14 protein-coding genes and 3 pseudogenes are annotated in these 15522 nt (G+C 53.8%); 5 read left to right on the forward strand and 12 right to left on the reverse strand.

Going from position 1 to position 15522, the window contains the following annotated elements:
- The first annotated feature begins 27 nt into the window (after window positions 1-27).
- The gene (locus BLU63_RS09770; RefSeq protein ID WP_010465499.1) at window positions 28-807 is read left to right on the forward strand and encodes a lysophospholipid acyltransferase family protein; all 780 of its coding nucleotides are present in this window, start codon (window positions 28-30) and stop codon (window positions 805-807) included.
- A gap of 772 nt (window positions 808-1579) precedes the next feature.
- A pseudogene (locus tag BLU63_RS09780) lies at window positions 1580-1870 on the forward strand (transposase domain-containing protein); the annotation flags it as partial.
- 117 nt (window positions 1871-1987) lie between these two features.
- Here the strand turns inward: BLU63_RS09780 and BLU63_RS09785 are convergent.
- The 7 genes from BLU63_RS09785 to BLU63_RS09815 all read right to left on the reverse strand — a co-directional run bounded on the left by BLU63_RS09785 (window position 1988) and on the right by BLU63_RS09815 (window position 7794).
- Window positions 1988-2791, reverse strand: a complete 804-nt coding sequence (locus tag BLU63_RS09785; protein ID WP_083375364.1) for a 2OG-Fe(II) oxygenase — start codon at window positions 2789-2791, stop codon at window positions 1988-1990.
- A 75-nt stretch (window positions 2792-2866) separates the two neighbouring features.
- Window positions 2867-3676 carry a glycosyltransferase gene (locus BLU63_RS09790; RefSeq protein WP_083375365.1) on the reverse strand — a complete coding sequence of 270 codons (810 nt, stop codon included), beginning with the start codon at window positions 3674-3676 and terminating at the stop codon, window positions 2867-2869.
- A 180-nt stretch (window positions 3677-3856) separates the two neighbouring features.
- Window positions 3857-4297: an EamA family transporter gene (locus BLU63_RS09795; protein ID WP_083375366.1), complete on the reverse strand. Its 441-nt coding sequence runs from the start codon at window positions 4295-4297 to the stop codon at window positions 3857-3859.
- A 151-nt stretch (window positions 4298-4448) separates the two neighbouring features.
- A complete protein-coding gene (locus tag BLU63_RS09800) occupies window positions 4449-5822 on the reverse strand; it encodes an ATP-binding protein (RefSeq protein ID WP_083375367.1) in 1374 nt (457 codons plus the stop codon).
- Window positions 5798-6463 (reverse strand): response regulator, encoded by a 666-nt coding sequence (locus tag BLU63_RS09805; protein ID WP_083375368.1) that lies wholly within the window; start codon window positions 6461-6463, stop codon window positions 5798-5800. The genes BLU63_RS09800 and BLU63_RS09805 overlap by 25 nt, the downstream gene beginning before the upstream one ends.
- Window positions 6464-6563: 100 nt before the next feature.
- The gene (locus BLU63_RS09810; RefSeq protein ID WP_083375369.1) at window positions 6564-7001 is read right to left on the reverse strand and encodes a hypothetical protein; all 438 of its coding nucleotides are present in this window, start codon (window positions 6999-7001) and stop codon (window positions 6564-6566) included.
- Between the two features lie 28 nt (window positions 7002-7029).
- A complete protein-coding gene (locus tag BLU63_RS09815; RefSeq protein ID WP_083375370.1) occupies window positions 7030-7794 on the reverse strand; it encodes a COG4705 family protein in 765 nt (254 codons plus the stop codon).
- Window positions 7795-8450: 656 nt separating this feature from the next.
- Between BLU63_RS09815 and pmrG the strand changes: the two genes are divergently transcribed.
- Window positions 8451-9122: a lipopolysaccharide core heptose(II)-phosphate phosphatase PmrG gene (gene pmrG / locus BLU63_RS09820; protein WP_083375371.1), complete on the forward strand. Its 672-nt coding sequence runs from the start codon at window positions 8451-8453 to the stop codon at window positions 9120-9122.
- Between the two features lie 145 nt (window positions 9123-9267).
- Here the strand turns inward: pmrG and BLU63_RS09825 are convergent, their stop codons facing one another.
- Window positions 9268-9954 carry a response regulator transcription factor gene (locus BLU63_RS09825; protein ID WP_083375372.1) on the reverse strand — a complete coding sequence of 229 codons (687 nt, stop codon included), beginning with the start codon at window positions 9952-9954 and terminating at the stop codon, window positions 9268-9270.
- A gap of 184 nt (window positions 9955-10138) precedes the next feature.
- Here BLU63_RS09825 and BLU63_RS09830 point away from each other — a divergent pair, with 184 nt between their 5' ends.
- On the forward strand, window positions 10139-10453 hold the full coding sequence (locus BLU63_RS09830; RefSeq protein ID WP_083375373.1) for a hypothetical protein: 315 nt from the start codon (window positions 10139-10141) through the stop codon (window positions 10451-10453).
- Between the two features lie 156 nt (window positions 10454-10609).
- Window positions 10610-11290, forward strand: coding sequence for a class I SAM-dependent methyltransferase (locus BLU63_RS09835; RefSeq protein WP_083375374.1), 681 nt, complete (start codon window positions 10610-10612; stop codon window positions 11288-11290).
- Between the two features lie 190 nt (window positions 11291-11480).
- On the opposite strand, the pseudogene BLU63_RS33775 reads toward BLU63_RS09835, so the two are convergent.
- The 4 genes and pseudogenes from BLU63_RS33775 to BLU63_RS09850 form a co-directional block, all read right to left on the reverse strand.
- Window positions 11481-11603, reverse strand: a pseudogene (locus BLU63_RS33775) (hypothetical protein); the annotation flags it as partial.
- A gap of 122 nt (window positions 11604-11725) precedes the next feature.
- On the reverse strand, window positions 11726-12796 hold the full coding sequence (locus BLU63_RS09840; RefSeq protein ID WP_083375375.1) for an ABC transporter ATP-binding protein: 1071 nt from the start codon (window positions 12794-12796) through the stop codon (window positions 11726-11728).
- Window positions 12793-14390: pseudogene (locus tag BLU63_RS09845) on the reverse strand (ABC transporter permease). The gene BLU63_RS09840 and the pseudogene BLU63_RS09845 overlap by 4 nt, the downstream one beginning before the upstream one ends.
- Window positions 14391-14394: 4 nt before the next feature.
- Window positions 14395-15408 carry an iron ABC transporter substrate-binding protein gene (locus BLU63_RS09850; protein WP_083375376.1) on the reverse strand — a complete coding sequence of 338 codons (1014 nt, stop codon included), beginning with the start codon at window positions 15406-15408 and terminating at the stop codon, window positions 14395-14397.
- Between the last annotated feature and the right edge of the window lie 114 nt (window positions 15409-15522).

The following is a 15522-nucleotide window of genomic DNA, read 5'->3' on the forward strand; positions in this document are numbered from 1 at the left end:
GCAGTGCCCGCAACGGTAAATGTCGCCATGTCGATACTGCAGGCCATCAGAACCTTCCTCTTTTACCTGCTGCTGGGCACCAGCTCCTTGCTTTGGTGCAGCCTGAGCTTTTTAATCGCGCCGTTTCTGCCGTTCAAGGCGCGGTATCGCTTCATCAATGTGTACTGGTGCCGTTGCGCCTTGTGGCTGAGCAAAGTCTTTCTGGGCATCAGCTACGAAGTAAGGGGCGCCGAGAACGTGCCTGACCAGCCCTGCGTGATTCAGTCGAACCACCAGAGCACCTGGGAGACCTTCTTTCTCTCTGCCTACTTCGAGCCATTGAGCCAAGTGCTCAAGCGCTCATTGCTGTTCGTGCCATTCTTCGGCTGGGCCATGGCCATGTTGCGACCGATCGCTATCGACCGCGACAATCCGAAAGCTGCGCTCAAGCATGTGGCGAAGAAGGGACATGAATTGCTGAAGGATGGCGTCTGGGTGCTGATCTTCCCCGAAGGGACTCGCGTTCCTTATGGCACCATCGGCAAGTTCTCACGCGGTGGCACCGCATTGGCGGTCAATGCCGCACTTCCAGTCCTGCCGATTGCGCACAATGCCGGCAAGTTCTGGCCGAAAACCGGTTGGGCGAAGAAGCAAGGCGTCATCACCGTGATCATTGGCGAGCCAATGTACGCCGTAGGCAGTGGGCCGCGCGCCATTGCCGATCTGAATGACCGTGTGCAGAGCTGGAACGAGCAGATGCAGCGGGAAATGGGTTCGCTGCCAGCCGCCCCAGCCGCCCCCTCGGCCAACGATCAAGTGGCTGTCTGAGATTCTGTGGATAACCTGTGTACCGTTTTACCGAAAACTAACGTTTTATGAGCGTATCTTTATGATTTATATATATATTTCTTAAACTCATAAAACTCCGGAAATGGTGCATAAGTTTTTTTCGGGCGCAAAAAAACCGGCTGATATAGCCGGTTTTTTTATGCCTGCGATTTGCGATGTGTTTGGCTCTGCGATCATCTTTGAAGGTATAAAAAAAGGCCAACGCTGAGCGTTGGCCTTTTTCAATTAGCAGTCAGCTGTAGGGTCTCAAAATAGATGACTCAAGCCTACCCGCAAACACGGGGATAAATTCATTTTTTCTTTGACTCACGAAAGTAGAAGTCACAGATAAGATGAGAAAAACCTACCCAGCTCACACAATAGATGACCTTCAATAAGGGCCTTTCGGATGTCATCCTATTGTCTGAATAGCGCGAGTCTCTCCGAAAAGCCACAGAGTGCGTAATTGCGCTCCACTTGACCACCTAATTGCATCGGTACCAACATGGAGCTGGTCGATTAATTCGACTACAACTGTCAGGCGAACGACAGATGACTATGCATAATCCTACCCACCCAGGAGAGGGCTGCGCGAAGACGTGCTACCCAAAATCAAAATGACCGTTACCGCCCAAGCCTAACACCTTGGTTATTCCAGGGTGCAACTGTCCAACGTGCTGCACTGCCGCGCCGCGATTAGCGCCGACCTCGCCTGGCGCCTAGAACTGGCGGGGCTGGACAAGGCGCATATGTGGCTTGTCCGCCAGTGGGCCTGCGACGTGTGGCAGCTTTGTCGCGATACCTCAGTGACGGGGCCGTACCCATTGACAATAATTGGGCCGAGAAACAAATCCGACCGTGGGCGTTCGGTCGCAAAAACTGGCTCTTTGCAGGTTCGCTGCGCAGCGGCAAACGGGCGGCGGCGATCATGAGCTTCATCCAGTCAGCGCGGCTCAACAGGCATGATCCGTATGCTTATTTGAAGGACGTCCTCACGCGCCTTCTGACGCAGCGGGCGAGTGAAGTCGATCAGTTGCTGCCGCATAGGTGGCAGCCGGTTTAATCACGCAAGGCGTGATGCCCGGACGCATACCTCTCAACAGAATTACTCTCACCTTAACTACTCATGCGTAGAGATCAAAAAACATCTAATGACTGAGATATCCTGCGACGAGACAGTTTAATTTTTTTTCTTAATTAGTTTACTTATATAGTACTTGAGGCTTAAACGATCTTTGGGTCTTGGCTTATAGTGCGTTTTGTTTCTTTGTGCAGGATCCATGACCATCGTTCCTGCGGTGTAGTAATAAAGCGCTATGGATCTGCGCGTGATGTGCTCTGGAGTCGTTAAAGGTTCCGGGTGCCCGTGATTACTGTCTTTGTCTGTATTGAAGATGACACAGCGATTGTATATGGGCAAAATTTTTTTAAGGCAGGTCTTCATATTGACATCCCAAAGCTCCAGGTTGCCACCGTATTCCTCTTGCCAGCTTTCATTCAGATAAATTATGACATTTAGCCTACGTTCAATATTAAGCTTTTTGTTGAGCCTGAAGTCAGAGTGCACCCCAAGGAAACCACCGCTCTTCGTCTCATGCAGCCCGCCTCCGCTAAAGTAGGGATCAGGTATCAAGCCGTCAATGCCTGTTAGCTTTTCAAGAAATAGCAACATGGGTGCCGAATTAAACGCGTTAAAAATATTCTTCAAATGAGCGCCGCATTCGTTGGGGCTAATTTGACGTTTTCGTTGACCTTTGTAGCCGCGCTCGTAGAGCATTTCGTTATTGGTTGGTTCGACTGGAAAATTTGAGCAGATACTCGCAATCAAGTATTCTTGTAAAAAATTGTCGATAACAATGTGTGGAAATGGCGTAGCCTGAATATATTGATTGGCCAATGAGTGACCAATAGCGCTGGCTGCGTTCTGGTCGAAATCGAGTTCCGGGGAGAGGGTCATCGGAAGTGTTTGAATAAAGGGTTCCATTACCGCTCCAATAAATCATCATAAAACCTGTAGGGCAACAAATCCGAACGAATTGCTGCTGCGTATCTGCGTACCTTAGGGTTTGCTGTCACTCTTGGCTAGGCGTTTAAGGATGCTATTGTACATTTTGGTTCGTCTGTGCGTCGTTTCATAGCCGCCAGCCGCTGCAACAGTCCCCCCCTGGATGTGATCCAAGTAGCTAAAGATTTTACGCGGCGATATCGTCTCTACTGCATAGCCAAGCTCGGTCATACGGTCCTGGAGGGTATAACCAGGCACACGATCATCCATCGAAAAATGCAGGCCGTGCTGTTTGATAAGTTTACAGTTCCACAATGTACAAAAACTTTTCAAGTAAACTTCTCTGTAAGGTTTTGGTTCTCTGGAGCGCAAGCCGATAGAAGTTTTCAGTCGTCGGAAATGGTGTTTGAATAGTCGCGAGCTAAAGCGCCAAAGCGTTCTGGTGGTACCCCGATTTATTTGTTCTACACAACCTACGGCTGCTACCTTTGGGTTTTTTAAGCACCTATTCAGCATCATCGGAAAAATATTTTTATCGAAAACAAATGTGTCGGTATGCATCAGGAATAAGTAGTCGGTTTCAACTCGCTGCAAAACCACGTCAAGTGCTTTGCCATGGGCGATATGGCCTGCCTCTGGTTCAGAGACAGAACGTTCAATCAAGTTGATCCAATCTAATGTCCTCAGATAATCGGTGCTTTCATCGGCGGAATAGTTGTCAACCACCCATATTTGGACGCTGTTGTTGAGCACATGCTGGCGCAATAAATCTAAACATATCTTGGTGATTTCAGGCGTCTTGTAATTGACTATAACTATGCTAAATGCATTAGAGCTTTCAACCGAAAAATCATTCCTGTTCATCGTTTAGGCACCCAAACGTATTGTACTGATTCAGAGATTATTGAGCGTGGTTAGCGTTTTCGCTAATTTTATTGTTTCGCAAGATATTGCGTGTCTATAGCCACACTGTAGGCTGATTCAATCCGTCGGTAATGCGGAGTTACCCGTGTGGAACGCATGCTCAAATGGCAATGTGAGCGGCTATCGTCGCCACGCCAGCATCACTACACCGATGGTGATCAGGCTGATGCCTGTCCATTGGCGAGCGTCGAGTCTCTCTCCCAAGAGGGTGACCCCCAAGACGGCGACAAGTACCACGCTGAGTTTGTCCACCGGGGCGACCAGGGACGCTTGTCCGAGCTGCAAAGCTCGGTAGTAACATATCCAGGAAGCTCCTGTGGCCAGACCTGACAAGACCAGGAATAAATAGCTGCGAGCCGATATCGAGCCGAGGGACTGATATTGTCCGGTCGCGTATAAGATCATCGCCAGGCTGAGTAACACCACCACGGTGCGTATCAGAGTGGCGAAATCAGAGTTGATGCCGGTTATGCCTATTTTGCCAAAAATAGCCGTCATTGCAGCGAACACTGCTGACAGCAGAGCCCAGAATGTCCACGTTGAAAAGAACGACGAACCCATTGAAATAAGCCTGAAGATTGGAAGGAGTCATAGTGCTGCACGTTACGTCATAAGATTGCTGGTCAGCGCGACTCTACGAGGCACTTTGGTAAAAAAACGTCAAAAAGAAGTAGTCATTTTTTGGTGGTTGCTTGGGTCGAAATACTGACAATCAGCGCCGTGCGGGCGCCGAAACACTTGCCTGTCGCAACCACACCGAAACACATAAACCGCTCTTCTTCGTTTCGTTAGAGAAACTCAATTGAACGCGTATTCCTGTGCGGTCTGCTATCGCCTTGACAATAGACAGGCCCAGCCCGGAACCTGCTTCATCGGTTCCCAAGCTGCGATAAAATGGATCGAACACCCGCACGTGTTGTTCTACTGTAATACCTGGGCCTGAGTCCTTGATCTGCAAAATTGCTGTCTCTTGTACCAGCTCAACCGCAAGGTCAATCCATCCCCCACGGGGGGTATAACGGATCGCGTTATCCACCAGATTCTTCACCACGATTAACAAATCTATTTCGTTGATGAGGACATGCACGTCCTCGATACTCTCAACACCAATATCGATGTTTTTACGTTCCGCCAGCGGTAGTAAATCCTCCAATACACGTCGATAGACTCCATGGACTGAAACAGCAGTGTGTGGCCGATCCGAGCTCGATTGTGCGGCAGCAAGGGTCAGCAGTTGATCAATCAAGTTTCTGCTGCGCTCTATTCCCCGGGATAACGGCAAGAGGCGCTGACGAGCCGGCTCTGGCATTTCCGTGGCTGCCAGCCGCTCGGCTTGAATGGACAGGGCCGTCATGGGGGAGCGCAGTTCGTGGGCAGCATCGGCGACAAAGCGGCGCTGGTTTTCCATGGACAGCGCGACTCGCGCGAGCAAGCGATTAATAGCGACGACGAAAGGTCGGATCTCGGTCGGCAGATTGCGCTCATCGACAGGGTGCAAGGCCTGTTCATCGCGTTGATCGATGTCAGAAGAGAGCGCAGCAATGGGGCGGAATAGTTTGCGCACCAGATCGCCCACCACCAGCAACAATACTGGAAACAAAATAAGGAACGGCAGCAGACTTCGCCAGGCGCTCTCGCGGGCTTCCTTGTTGCGAGCGCCTGTTTCTTGAGCGACCACGATACGCTCACCCCGGGCCGTAGTTCTGACCAACACACGAAAGTCTTCGCCGGCGACATTCAAGGTAGACAAGCCATCGGCGAGTATTGTGGGGATGGGCAATGGCATCAGAGCATCATCGTTACCGATGGCTTTGCTGCCGTCGACCAGATATTGCACGATGACCCTGGACTCTTCCTTATCGCCATCGACTTCTTGAGCTGCGGGATAGTGCAGGCTCATCTGCTGCCGATCAAATAGGACCGCCACCTGGCGCAAGGTATCGTCCTGCATTTCGTGGGCCTCGTCGAATGCCGAGACGAAAGCAAAGATACCGGCCACCACTGCTACGATCAGGATGGCGAGCGACAGCGTCACGGACAGGCGTAATTGAACCGAGTCCCTCAAGCGCTTTTTGAAACCATCCATCCCATACCTCTGACGTTCTTGATGACATGGCTGCCCAACTTGCGCCGCAGGCCGTGAATCAGAAATTCCACCGCATTGCTTTCCACTTCATTGCCCCAGCCGTAAATACGGTCTTCAAGCTCACTGCGAGAGAGAATTGCGCCTGGCCGAATCAACAGTGCCTGCAACAGGGCGAATTCGCGACTGGACAGTAGGACGGCTAGATTTTCCGTGGTAGTAGCCTCTTTGGATATCAGGTCCAGCGTCACCACGCCGTTGTCCAGCAAAGACAGGGCGTTGCCACCTTTGCGTCGTAACACGGCACGTATACGGGCCAGAAGTTCGGCCATATCGAAGGGTTTGAGCAGGTAGTCATCAGCACCGCCGTCAAGGCCCCGAAGGCGATCATCCAAGCCGTCTCTAGCGGTGATGATCAGCAGTGGGACCGAGTTGTTGCGCCCTCGAATACTGTCTAGGACATCTAGTCCATCCTTTCCGGGTAACCCGAGATCCAGCAGTACGAGGTCATAGTGTTGGGTGACCAGCGTTGCAAGAGCAGTGAGACCGTTTTTCACCCAGTCAGTGGCATAACTCGCATCGTTCAGGGCGCCTTGGATGGCATCACCGATCATCGGGTCGTCTTCGACCAGCAATATCCGCATTTCCCGCTCCAGAAAAAAGCGCGACAAGCATGACCGTCGCGATTGTAGTGAAGCACCAGCGCAAGCGTTTGTCCGCCGCGAAATCAGCGCTGCATAGGACTCATGATTTGCTTTTCATCAAATCGAAGGTGTTCAACAGCTCATCCATTTTTGCCTTGCAGTCACTCTGTTGCGGATTACCGGCGCGCAAGGCATCGAGTGCATGGTCGATCGCCTTGTCCACCACATGCCAATCGCTTGCGGCACGGGGTTTGATACCAGCTTCGGCGGAGTCCCAAGCGGTCTCCAGATCTTTGATGCGGGCTTTGGCGCCCGGCAAGTCATTTTTATCGACGAGGGCGGAGACGTCGGCGGCAATATTACGGAACTCAGACAGTTCTCCTAGTTTTGAACCAGGTTGGGGTTGTGTGCTAACAGAACCTGACGTGGCGCCGGCAATGGGCTTGTTGGCAGGCTTCGAGCAACCAGCGGCGATGCTGAGCAACAAGATGGAGGAGACGATGGCTACGTGACGAATGATGTTTTGAATCTGGCGCATGACGATTCCTTGATTGGCGTTTGGGCAATTACTGAGTGATGGTTTTGCGGTTGCCGACGCTGATTTGCGCCACCGCAACCAGAATGACAATGACGCACAAGAAGATGGCGCTGGTCCAGGTGGCACCCATTCCGAGGCCCCCGTAGGTTTTAGACTGGGTCAGCAGGTCACCGAGTGAGGCGCCGAAAGGACGAGTCAGAATGTAGGCGATCCAGAACGTCAGCACCCTATTGCAGCCCATGTGCCAGGCAACCAGAGTGGCAGCGATCAGTGCACCGAAAATGACAGCGCCGAGGGTGAAACCCAGGCCCAAGGCCTCGGTTGCCAGGTCACCGGCGGCGGTGCCCAGGGCGAAGGTGCAGAGTACAGTCGCCCAGTAGAACAACTCCCGGCGCGGCGTGACAATTTCGCGGATCGACAGGTTGTGTTCTACCCGGTACCAGACCAAGAAGTTGATCGCCAGCAGAGTGGAAAATACGGCCGTGCTGGTGTAAAGGCTGACGTCCAGTATGTCGGTCAGAATGTCAGTAATTTGAGTTCCGACGATGCTCACCAGAACGACTGTCAGCCAGTAGATCCAAGGCGTGTAGCCTTTAGTGCGAAATTGGCAGAACAGCGCGATTGCCAGTACTGCAGCCATACCGATACTGGTCGGCCCCGCGCCGAAACCAGCATCGACGGCCAGAAAGTCGGCGCCTGTTTCACCTACGGTCGTGGACAAGATTTTAATCATCCAGAATGACAGCGTCACTTCGGGTACTTTGTTGACCCAGCCGGCTATTGCGGATTTCATAGGCGGATAGCCTCTCTTAAGCAGCGCGAAATGCGCGCGGAAAGAGAAAGTAAGTAATGAAACTTAGCTGAGCCTGAGGGAAGGCAAATTGGCCGTCCGGTGTCTAGTTAATGACTGCCGGTTTCATGTCGTTCAGGCACGCCTCGGCTGAGACCGTATCCAGGCACAGTCCATTCTCCCGGCGTATGCCGACATGCTTTGGCGCGATAAAAATCAACGCATTAGGACGTCGTGTTTTGCGGTTCAAGACCATACCCAATATCCGACTTGGAAATCGCAGTAGTAGTCGGCTCAGCGAATACCGTCAGGCAAACGTCGCCATTATCGAGGGAAAACTTGATCTCATAATCCGGCAAGTAACATGGAAAAATCGCGTAGAGAGTCACGGCTTTCGAGCTTGCTTGGATTCAGCCAACTTTCGCAAGCAAAGCCGGAAATTATTGCTTATTGGCCTTAAGCCATATGGATGTTGTTTTGCCGCTGAACGGTAATAGTCGTAGCCGATTTGGCCAATCAACGTCCGGGTTTACTGATTTTTGACATCGCTTTCACCGCTTCAGTACAGCGCCAAATCTATCGTTGCCCGAATGGCAGGGTGAAGTTCTAAGGGGTAACCCTGGCTGGCACCAGTGTCCTGAAGCTGAAGGTTCGATGGTATGCCCCACATCCTTATCAACGACTCGATAATTTCGAAATTCGTCCCGCGCGCTATCCGTTTGCACAGCAAATTTTTCGCGGTGATCCTCATTACGCTGCTGCTCGGCGTGATAGGCGTATGGTTTTCAACGGCGACATCTGTGGTGGATTTGGGCGCGGGAAACAACATGATCAAATCAGGACTTGAAGCGCAATGGAGGCAAGGTTCCGTAGTGGTCCTGGTCAGACACGCCGAACGATGCGATCGGTCTGCAAACCCGTGCCTCGGCGACATCGAGGGCATCACCATCGAAGGAAGCAATGCTGCGATGGTGGTCGGCAAAGGTTTGCGACGACTGGGTCTCGAAAAAGCCCGGATGGTCGCCAGTCCCTTGCCCCGTGCACGCCAAACTGCCGATTTTATTTCAGGTCGGGTGGTGGCGACTCAGGAGTGGGTGAGTGAGTGCGATGATGGATTCAAAGGCGCCGTAATAGCTCATAAAAGCGACAACGAGAATTTGGTCCTGATTACTCACAGTGGCTGTATCGACCATTTCGAAAGACTGATGGGAGTACGTGCGGGAGCTCGTTCCAGCGCTTACACACAAGCCATATTCGTCCAAGTGGATGGGAGGCACAAACCAAACATCATCGGGTCGTTGGAAGCGACAGAGTGGGGAAAAATCAGATAACACACAGTTAAGTAAAGCTACATATTTTTACGGCGTTCAACACGCCACGCGCTGTGAGAGTTCACCTTGAATGTCAGAAACGTGGTTTTGCCAGCGTAAAAACTCTAGCGCCGATTGTCGCCCCGACGGGAGATACGCGCGGAGTTTATAAAGGGAGGGTGCTCAGGACGCAAAGCCTGTATCCAATGCCATGTACGGTATGAAGCAGTGGTTCATCAAAGGCTTTGTCCAATGCCCGGCGCAGCATATGGATGTTACTGCGAAGGCTGTCGCTGCTCGGACGGTTGCGCCCCCAGATGAGATCTTCGAGCTCGGTCCGTTTGACAACATGCGGACTTCTACGCATGAGGGTTTCCAACAGCTTCATGCAAATAGGATTTATCTTGATGGATGTCCCGGAGCGAGATACTTCCATGGTGTCCAAGTCAAAATGCAGATCGGCTACAACCATGACCCGATTCATTTTTCGAGCGCGGCGCGACACCACGGCTTCGATTCTGGCAAGAATTTCAGACATGGCAAACGGCTTGGTGACGTAGTCATCAGCACCGACCTTGAAGCCGATCAATCGATCTTCCAGTTGGTCTCGTGCACTTAACATGACAATGGCAACGTCGGATTTGGAAATCTGACGCAGGCTTTGGCAAATCTTGTTGCCATCGATTCCAGGGAGCATGACATCTAGAACAATCGCGTCGAAGAATTTTGAGGCAGCGAGATGAAGCCCGGTCAAGCCGTCGAGTGCTCCCTCGACGTGGTGACCCTTCAAAACAAAAAAGTCCATCAGGTTGTCGTGAATGTCACGATTGTCCTCAATGATCAGTATATTCATCGGCTACCTTCATGCTTCTTATCAAATTAACCTGTCTTCTATTCTGCCGCGTTTTTACAGCGTCACATGACTGATTAGAATAATCTTTTGTGCTTACGGAGGGCGGCAAGCCGCTTTGTCGCAGAATCGCCTACGCTTGAGACGGTCAGCGTAAAAAGGTTAATTCCATAAAGGAGATAGGGGTATGCATGGCTACGGAATGGCGGGGGATTTGCTTCATTTAGCCGTCTATTTGATGACCATTGCGTTCTGGGCGCTGTTTTGGATGGTCTGTATCTTCAACGCCAGAGGTCGGTTGAAAAGGCTTTTAGGCGCACATGCATTGATTATTTGTATTCTTTTTTTTCCAGCGTTGCCCGCCACCTTCATTGGTGGAGCATTGATTTCTTTTGGTATCGAAGGCCTGATCTGGAGCCTGTGTATTACTGGGATTGGTTTGCCGATTGCCGGCATGCAACTGGTCCAGCACTACGTTAAAAAATGCCAAGGACTAGAATGATAAGTCTACTACGACGCCGGGCCTGGTTACTGTAAATAGGCTAGCCGGATGACGTTACGAGGCTTGAGTTACAGCTATACAGAAAATTCACATCACGTTGACCTTCCAGCGACAGGCGGATGATTAGCATTGAGCCCTGACCACTGGAGATCGCCAATGAGCGCCCCTGTCAAACTTAAATTTTATGAGAAGTACGATAAAAATAACGTAAAACATTACTTCCTGAAGCATCAGGATGGACTGTCGCAAAAACTGGCCCATTATCGGGACGTACAGATGGCGCGCCATGCGTTACACGAGGCGGGAGACCCGGGGCTGGTTCTCGACCTTCCATGCGGCGCGGGACGGTTCTGGTCCGTACTTGCAGAAAACTCTAATCGAGTCATCATTGGCGCAGACAGTTCGTCGGAGATGATTACAGCAGCATTAGATAATCAACCTGCCGATATAGTCAAACGTGTAACGCCTCTAAAAACTTCAGTGTTCGCCATCGATTTACCTGGTAATTCGGTGGACAGCATTTTCAGCATGCGGTTGATTCATCATATTGGTGAATCCGTGCATCGATTGACGATGTTGCGAGAGTTTCACCGGGTGACGCGCGACACCGTTATCCTATCGATGTGGGTAGATGGTAACTTCAAGTCATGGAAGCGAAAGCGCCAGGGACAACGGCGTAGAGCCATGGGCGAGCAGACTAAATATCAAAATAGGTTTGTTATTCCTCGATCCGTCGCAGAAGCCGAGTTCAAGGAAGCTGGTTTCGTTATTGATAGCAAGTCTGACTTTATTCCGTTTTTTTCAATGTGGCGTGTCTACGTTTTGCGAAAGATTTAAATTCTGCGTCAGGCGTCCGGAGTTGTCAGAGGGGATTCGAGTCGGCTGAACAAGCTTTCCAATAACGTAATCAACTTTGCTTGATCAACCCGCTTCCGCGAGCTTTGCGCCACTTAACACCAGCACCGGGTTTCAGCTATCAATGCGCGACTGTGCCATTCCATTTTTGATACGGAATGGGCAACTTGCATTAGTCTCCCCGACCCATCGGGAAGTACATAAACCCGCTGCGCGTCAGTCGATCGGCGTCGTACAGATTGCGCCCGTCAAAGATCATGGGCGCCTTGAACTGTTGCCACCCGGTACAGATGATCTACCACGTGCCTTATAGCTATGCCTTTAAAAATCACTTCGCTATTCGCGTGATCGAAGAGCGCGAACTCACGAGAGCGTGGGCGAAGGGTGGTGGATCGTTTTAATCCCTGAATTTCAGCTTCAAGGCTCGTTCAGCACATGGGCATGACCTAGGGCTGAGACGTGCACCGCACTGCCGGCTGGCGGCGCGTAGAGGCCGGTACTACGCACCATCAAGGATCTGCCGGGTTGGTCAGTGTCGGGCAACGCTTCGAGTTCCACGATCAATGTGCAGGTATTTCCGCTGAAGTCGCGCTCGCTCACGACGCCACGGCAGCCCGAGGATTCCACGGCATTCGGTACGATGCCGACCAGTTGCAATTGCTCGGGCCGCAACATGATCTGCGCACAGCGGTTGTTGCGATGGTTATTGACGGGGATCCGCCCCAGGTCGCAATGGGCCCAGCCAGCTTCGATTCTGGCCGGCATGACCACGGCATCACCGAGGAACAGCGCGGTTTGTTCGTCGCCGGGATAACGGTAAAGATCCAGCGGATGGCCGGATTGCACCAGTTGGCCGTCACGCATGACCGCCAACTGATCGGCAAACGACAGCGCCTCACTCTGGTCGTGGGTGACCAGAATGGTGGTGACCCCTGCGTCGGCCAACAGCCGCGCCACCAGTTTGCGCATGGACGCACGCAAGCCGGTGTCGAGGGCGGAAAACGGCTCATCCAGCAACATCAGGCGCGGCTGTTGTGCCAAGGCTCGCGCCAGTGCCACCCGCTGTTGCTGGCCGCCCGAAAGTTCGTGAGGCCAACGATTGGCCATGTTCGCGTCCAGCGCCACGCTGTCCATCAATACAGCGATACGCTCGTGTTTCCTTCTGCCCTTGCTTGTCAGTCCGAAACCGATATTGGCGGCCACGGTCATGTGCGGGAACAGCGCGCCGTCCTGGGGCACGTAGCCGATCTGGCGTTGGTGTGCCGGGACCTCGTGAGTGTCGTCGACCAATGTCTGGCCGTTGAGGGTCACGCAGCCCCGGTCCGGGAATTCGAAGCCGGCGATCATCCGCAGCAACGTGGTTTTGCCCGAACCCGACGGGCCGACGATCACTGTGCGGCTGCCCGTCGGCACCACCAGGCTGATGTTTTCCAGGGCGCGGTGCGCGCCGTAGGATTTGCAGATCGAATGCAGTTCGAGGGCGTTCATCGGCCAGCCGTTCGTTTGGATTGGTGATAGAGAAGTGCGGTCAACGGAAGTGACAGCAGAATCATCAGCAGGGCATAGGGCGCGGCGGCGGCGTAGTCGATTTCGCTGGTCAATGCCCAGAATCCGGTCGCCAGCGTGCGTGTGCCGTTTGGGGCCAGCAGCAGGGTGGCGGTCAATTCGTTGGTGATCGCCAAAAACACCAGCGCCGCGCCAGCAGCAGCGCCGGGCGCGGCCAGTCGCAAGGTGATCAGCCACAGTGCCCGACCAGGCGAACGGCCGAGGCTGCGTGCAATGTTCTCCAGTTCAACCGGTGCCTGGGCGATACCGGCACGCAAACTCACCAGCGCGCGGGGCAAAAACATCAGCAGGTACGCCAGCAACACGGTGATCGTCGTCTGATAAATCGGCCGGGCGAAATGCACCGTGACCGTCACCAGGGCCAGGGCAACCACAATCCCCGGCAAGGAACTGGTGATGTAGTTACAGCTTTCAAGAATGCGTTGCAGCCGCCCCGGCGAGCGAATCGACAGCCAGGCAATCGGGATGGCCGCGCAGGTGGTGAGCGCGGCGCCCGCGAAGCCGAGCAGTAATGTCTGTTGCAGCGCCGGCATCAGCTCAGCCACCTGCCAGACATGCGTCCCCCCGCGATCAGCCACTTGCTCAACGTGATCAGCGGCACCCCGAGCGCCAAGGCGCAGGTGACGATCAGTAAAGTGAGCGCAAGCACGGTTGGCGCGGTTTTCAGGCAGACGATTCGTTGTTCACGGGCACTTCCCGAACCGACACGGGCATATCGCGCATGGCCGCGCGCCGCCGACTCCACGGTCAGCATCGCCAGGCAACACAGGGCCAGCACGCCAGCCAGCAGGTTAGCGGCGGGGCCGTTGAAGGTGGACTTGAACTGATCGAAGATCGCCGTGGTGAAGGTGTCGAAACGGATCATTGCGTACAGGCCATATTCGGCCAGCAAATGCAGCCCTACCAACAATGCGCCGCCGCAGATGGCCAGGCGCAATTGCGGCAACACCACCCGAAAAAATACCGCCCAAGGCTTGAGCCCCATCGACTGCGCCACATCCTCAATGGCCGGATCGAGCCTGCGCAGGGTTGCCGCAACCGGCAAATACAGGAACGGAAAGTAGGCGATCACCGAGACCAGCACCCCGGCAAACAGTCCGTTGATCGACGACACCAGGCTGACCCAGGCATAGCTGTGAACGAAGGCCGGAACCGCCAGTGGTGCGGTCGCCAGCAACGACCACCAGCGCCGCCCCGGCAGATCGCTGCGCTCGGTCAGCCAGGCCAGCGTCACGCCGAGGCCCACGCACAGGGGAATCGTGATCACCACCAGCAACACGGTGTTGATCAGCAACTCGCCGACCCTCGGCCGGAACACCAGCGCCGCCAGCGTTGCCCAGCCGGTTTGCAACGACACGCCGATGATGAAGGCAATCGGCAACAGCGCCAGGACTGACACCAGCACCGACAAACCCATCACCCACGCACCGCCGCGCCCCGAGAACAGACCGCGGGAGCGGCGGCGCAAGTGTGCGGGTATCGCCGCAGCGACGTCCGCCGGTAGCGTTTCAGGCATCAATTCAAAGCAGTCCGGCCTGAGTCATCAGTTCCACGGCTTTTTTACTGTCGAGTTTTGACGCATCGACTTTCGGCGCGTCGAGCTGTTGCAGAGGCACTAATTTAGGGTTGGATTCAGCGTTTTTGCCTACCGCGTATTCAAAGGAGTTGCCGGTCTTGAGGATGGCCTGGCCGTCCTTGCCGGTCACCCACTTGAGGAACGCCTGGGCTTGTTCTTTGTGCTGGCTGGAGGCCAGAACGCCGCCGCCGGAGATACTCACAAACGCTCCCGGATCTTTGTGTTTGAAGTAGTGCAGGGCAGTGTTCTTGCTGTTTTCGCCGGTCTTGGCCTGATCGCCGAAGCGGTAATAGTGGTAGATCACACCACTGTCGATCTGCCCGGCATTGACCGCTTTCAACACGGAGCTGTTGCCGCGATACGCGGTGAAATTGGCCTTCATGCCTTTCAGCCACTCAAGGGTGGCGGTTTCGCCCTTGAGTTCTAGGACTGCAGCGACGATGGCCTGGAAATCGGCGCCGGCCGGTGAAGCGGCCCAACGACCTTTCCATTTCGGCTCGGCGAGGTCCAGGAGTGATTTCGGTAAGTCCGCTTCCGGCAGTTTGCCCGGGTTGTAGACAAACACGGTGGAGCGCGCCGCGATGCCCACCCATTTGCCATGGGCCGGACGGTAGGCTGCGTCGACTTGTTCAAGGGTGGTCGGCGCCACTGGGGTAAACAGTCCCGCGTTGTCCACCAGCACCATGGCCGGGGAATTTTCGGTCAGAAATACATCCGCAGGGGAGGCGGCGCCTTCCTGGACAATCTGGTTTCCCATCTCGGTGTCGTCGCCATTGCGCACTGTGACCTTGATCCCGGTCTCCTGGGTGAAGCCTTCGATCCAGGCTTTGGTCAGGCTTTCATGCTGGGCGTTGTAGACCACAATGCCGTCGGCATCGGCGGCAAACACCTGACCGGCGCTCAGCAACGCCGTGGCCAGTAGAGCGGTTTTGAGGAACGAGGGCATAGGGGAAATCATTTTGTTGCAGCTCCTGATTCTTTTGGAAGTCACGCACACAGATACATGGCCCATCAATGCGAATCATTTGCATGTTTAGGGGGCCGCAAATGTAGAGCGCAAAATGAGAAAAAA

The sequence above is a fragment of the Pseudomonas mandelii genome (genome assembly GCF_900106065.1).
GTDB lineage: Bacteria > Pseudomonadota > Gammaproteobacteria > Pseudomonadales > Pseudomonadaceae > Aquipseudomonas > Aquipseudomonas mandelii.

Excerpts from the sequence above, each read along its gene's own strand:
- BLU63_RS09770 (WP_010465499.1), top strand. The coding sequence starts at position 28 with ATGTCGATACTGCAGGCCATCAGAACCTTCCTCTTTTACCTGCTGCTG.
- BLU63_RS09785 (WP_083375364.1), bottom strand. The coding sequence starts at position 2,791 with ATGGAACCCTTTATTCAAACACTTCCGATGACCCTCTCCCCGGAACTC.
- BLU63_RS09790 (WP_083375365.1), bottom strand. The coding sequence starts at position 3,676 with ATGAACAGGAATGATTTTTCGGTTGAAAGCTCTAATGCATTTAGCATA.
- BLU63_RS09795 (WP_083375366.1), bottom strand. The coding sequence starts at position 4,297 with ATGGGTTCGTCGTTCTTTTCAACGTGGACATTCTGGGCTCTGCTGTCA.
- BLU63_RS09800 (WP_083375367.1), bottom strand. The coding sequence starts at position 5,822 with ATGGATGGTTTCAAAAAGCGCTTGAGGGACTCGGTTCAATTACGCCTG.
- BLU63_RS09805 (WP_083375368.1), bottom strand. The coding sequence starts at position 6,463 with ATGCGGATATTGCTGGTCGAAGACGACCCGATGATCGGTGATGCCATC.
- BLU63_RS09810 (WP_083375369.1), bottom strand. The coding sequence starts at position 7,001 with ATGCGCCAGATTCAAAACATCATTCGTCACGTAGCCATCGTCTCCTCC.
- BLU63_RS09815 (WP_083375370.1), bottom strand. The coding sequence starts at position 7,794 with ATGAAATCCGCAATAGCCGGCTGGGTCAACAAAGTACCCGAAGTGACG.
- pmrG (WP_083375371.1), top strand. The coding sequence starts at position 8,451 with ATGCCCCACATCCTTATCAACGACTCGATAATTTCGAAATTCGTCCCG.
- BLU63_RS09825 (WP_083375372.1), bottom strand. The coding sequence starts at position 9,954 with ATGAATATACTGATCATTGAGGACAATCGTGACATTCACGACAACCTG.
- BLU63_RS09830 (WP_083375373.1), top strand. The coding sequence starts at position 10,139 with ATGCATGGCTACGGAATGGCGGGGGATTTGCTTCATTTAGCCGTCTAT.
- BLU63_RS09835 (WP_083375374.1), top strand. The coding sequence starts at position 10,610 with ATGAGCGCCCCTGTCAAACTTAAATTTTATGAGAAGTACGATAAAAAT.
- BLU63_RS09840 (WP_083375375.1), bottom strand. The coding sequence starts at position 12,796 with ATGAACGCCCTCGAACTGCATTCGATCTGCAAATCCTACGGCGCGCAC.
- BLU63_RS09850 (WP_083375376.1), bottom strand. The coding sequence starts at position 15,408 with ATGATTTCCCCTATGCCCTCGTTCCTCAAAACCGCTCTACTGGCCACG.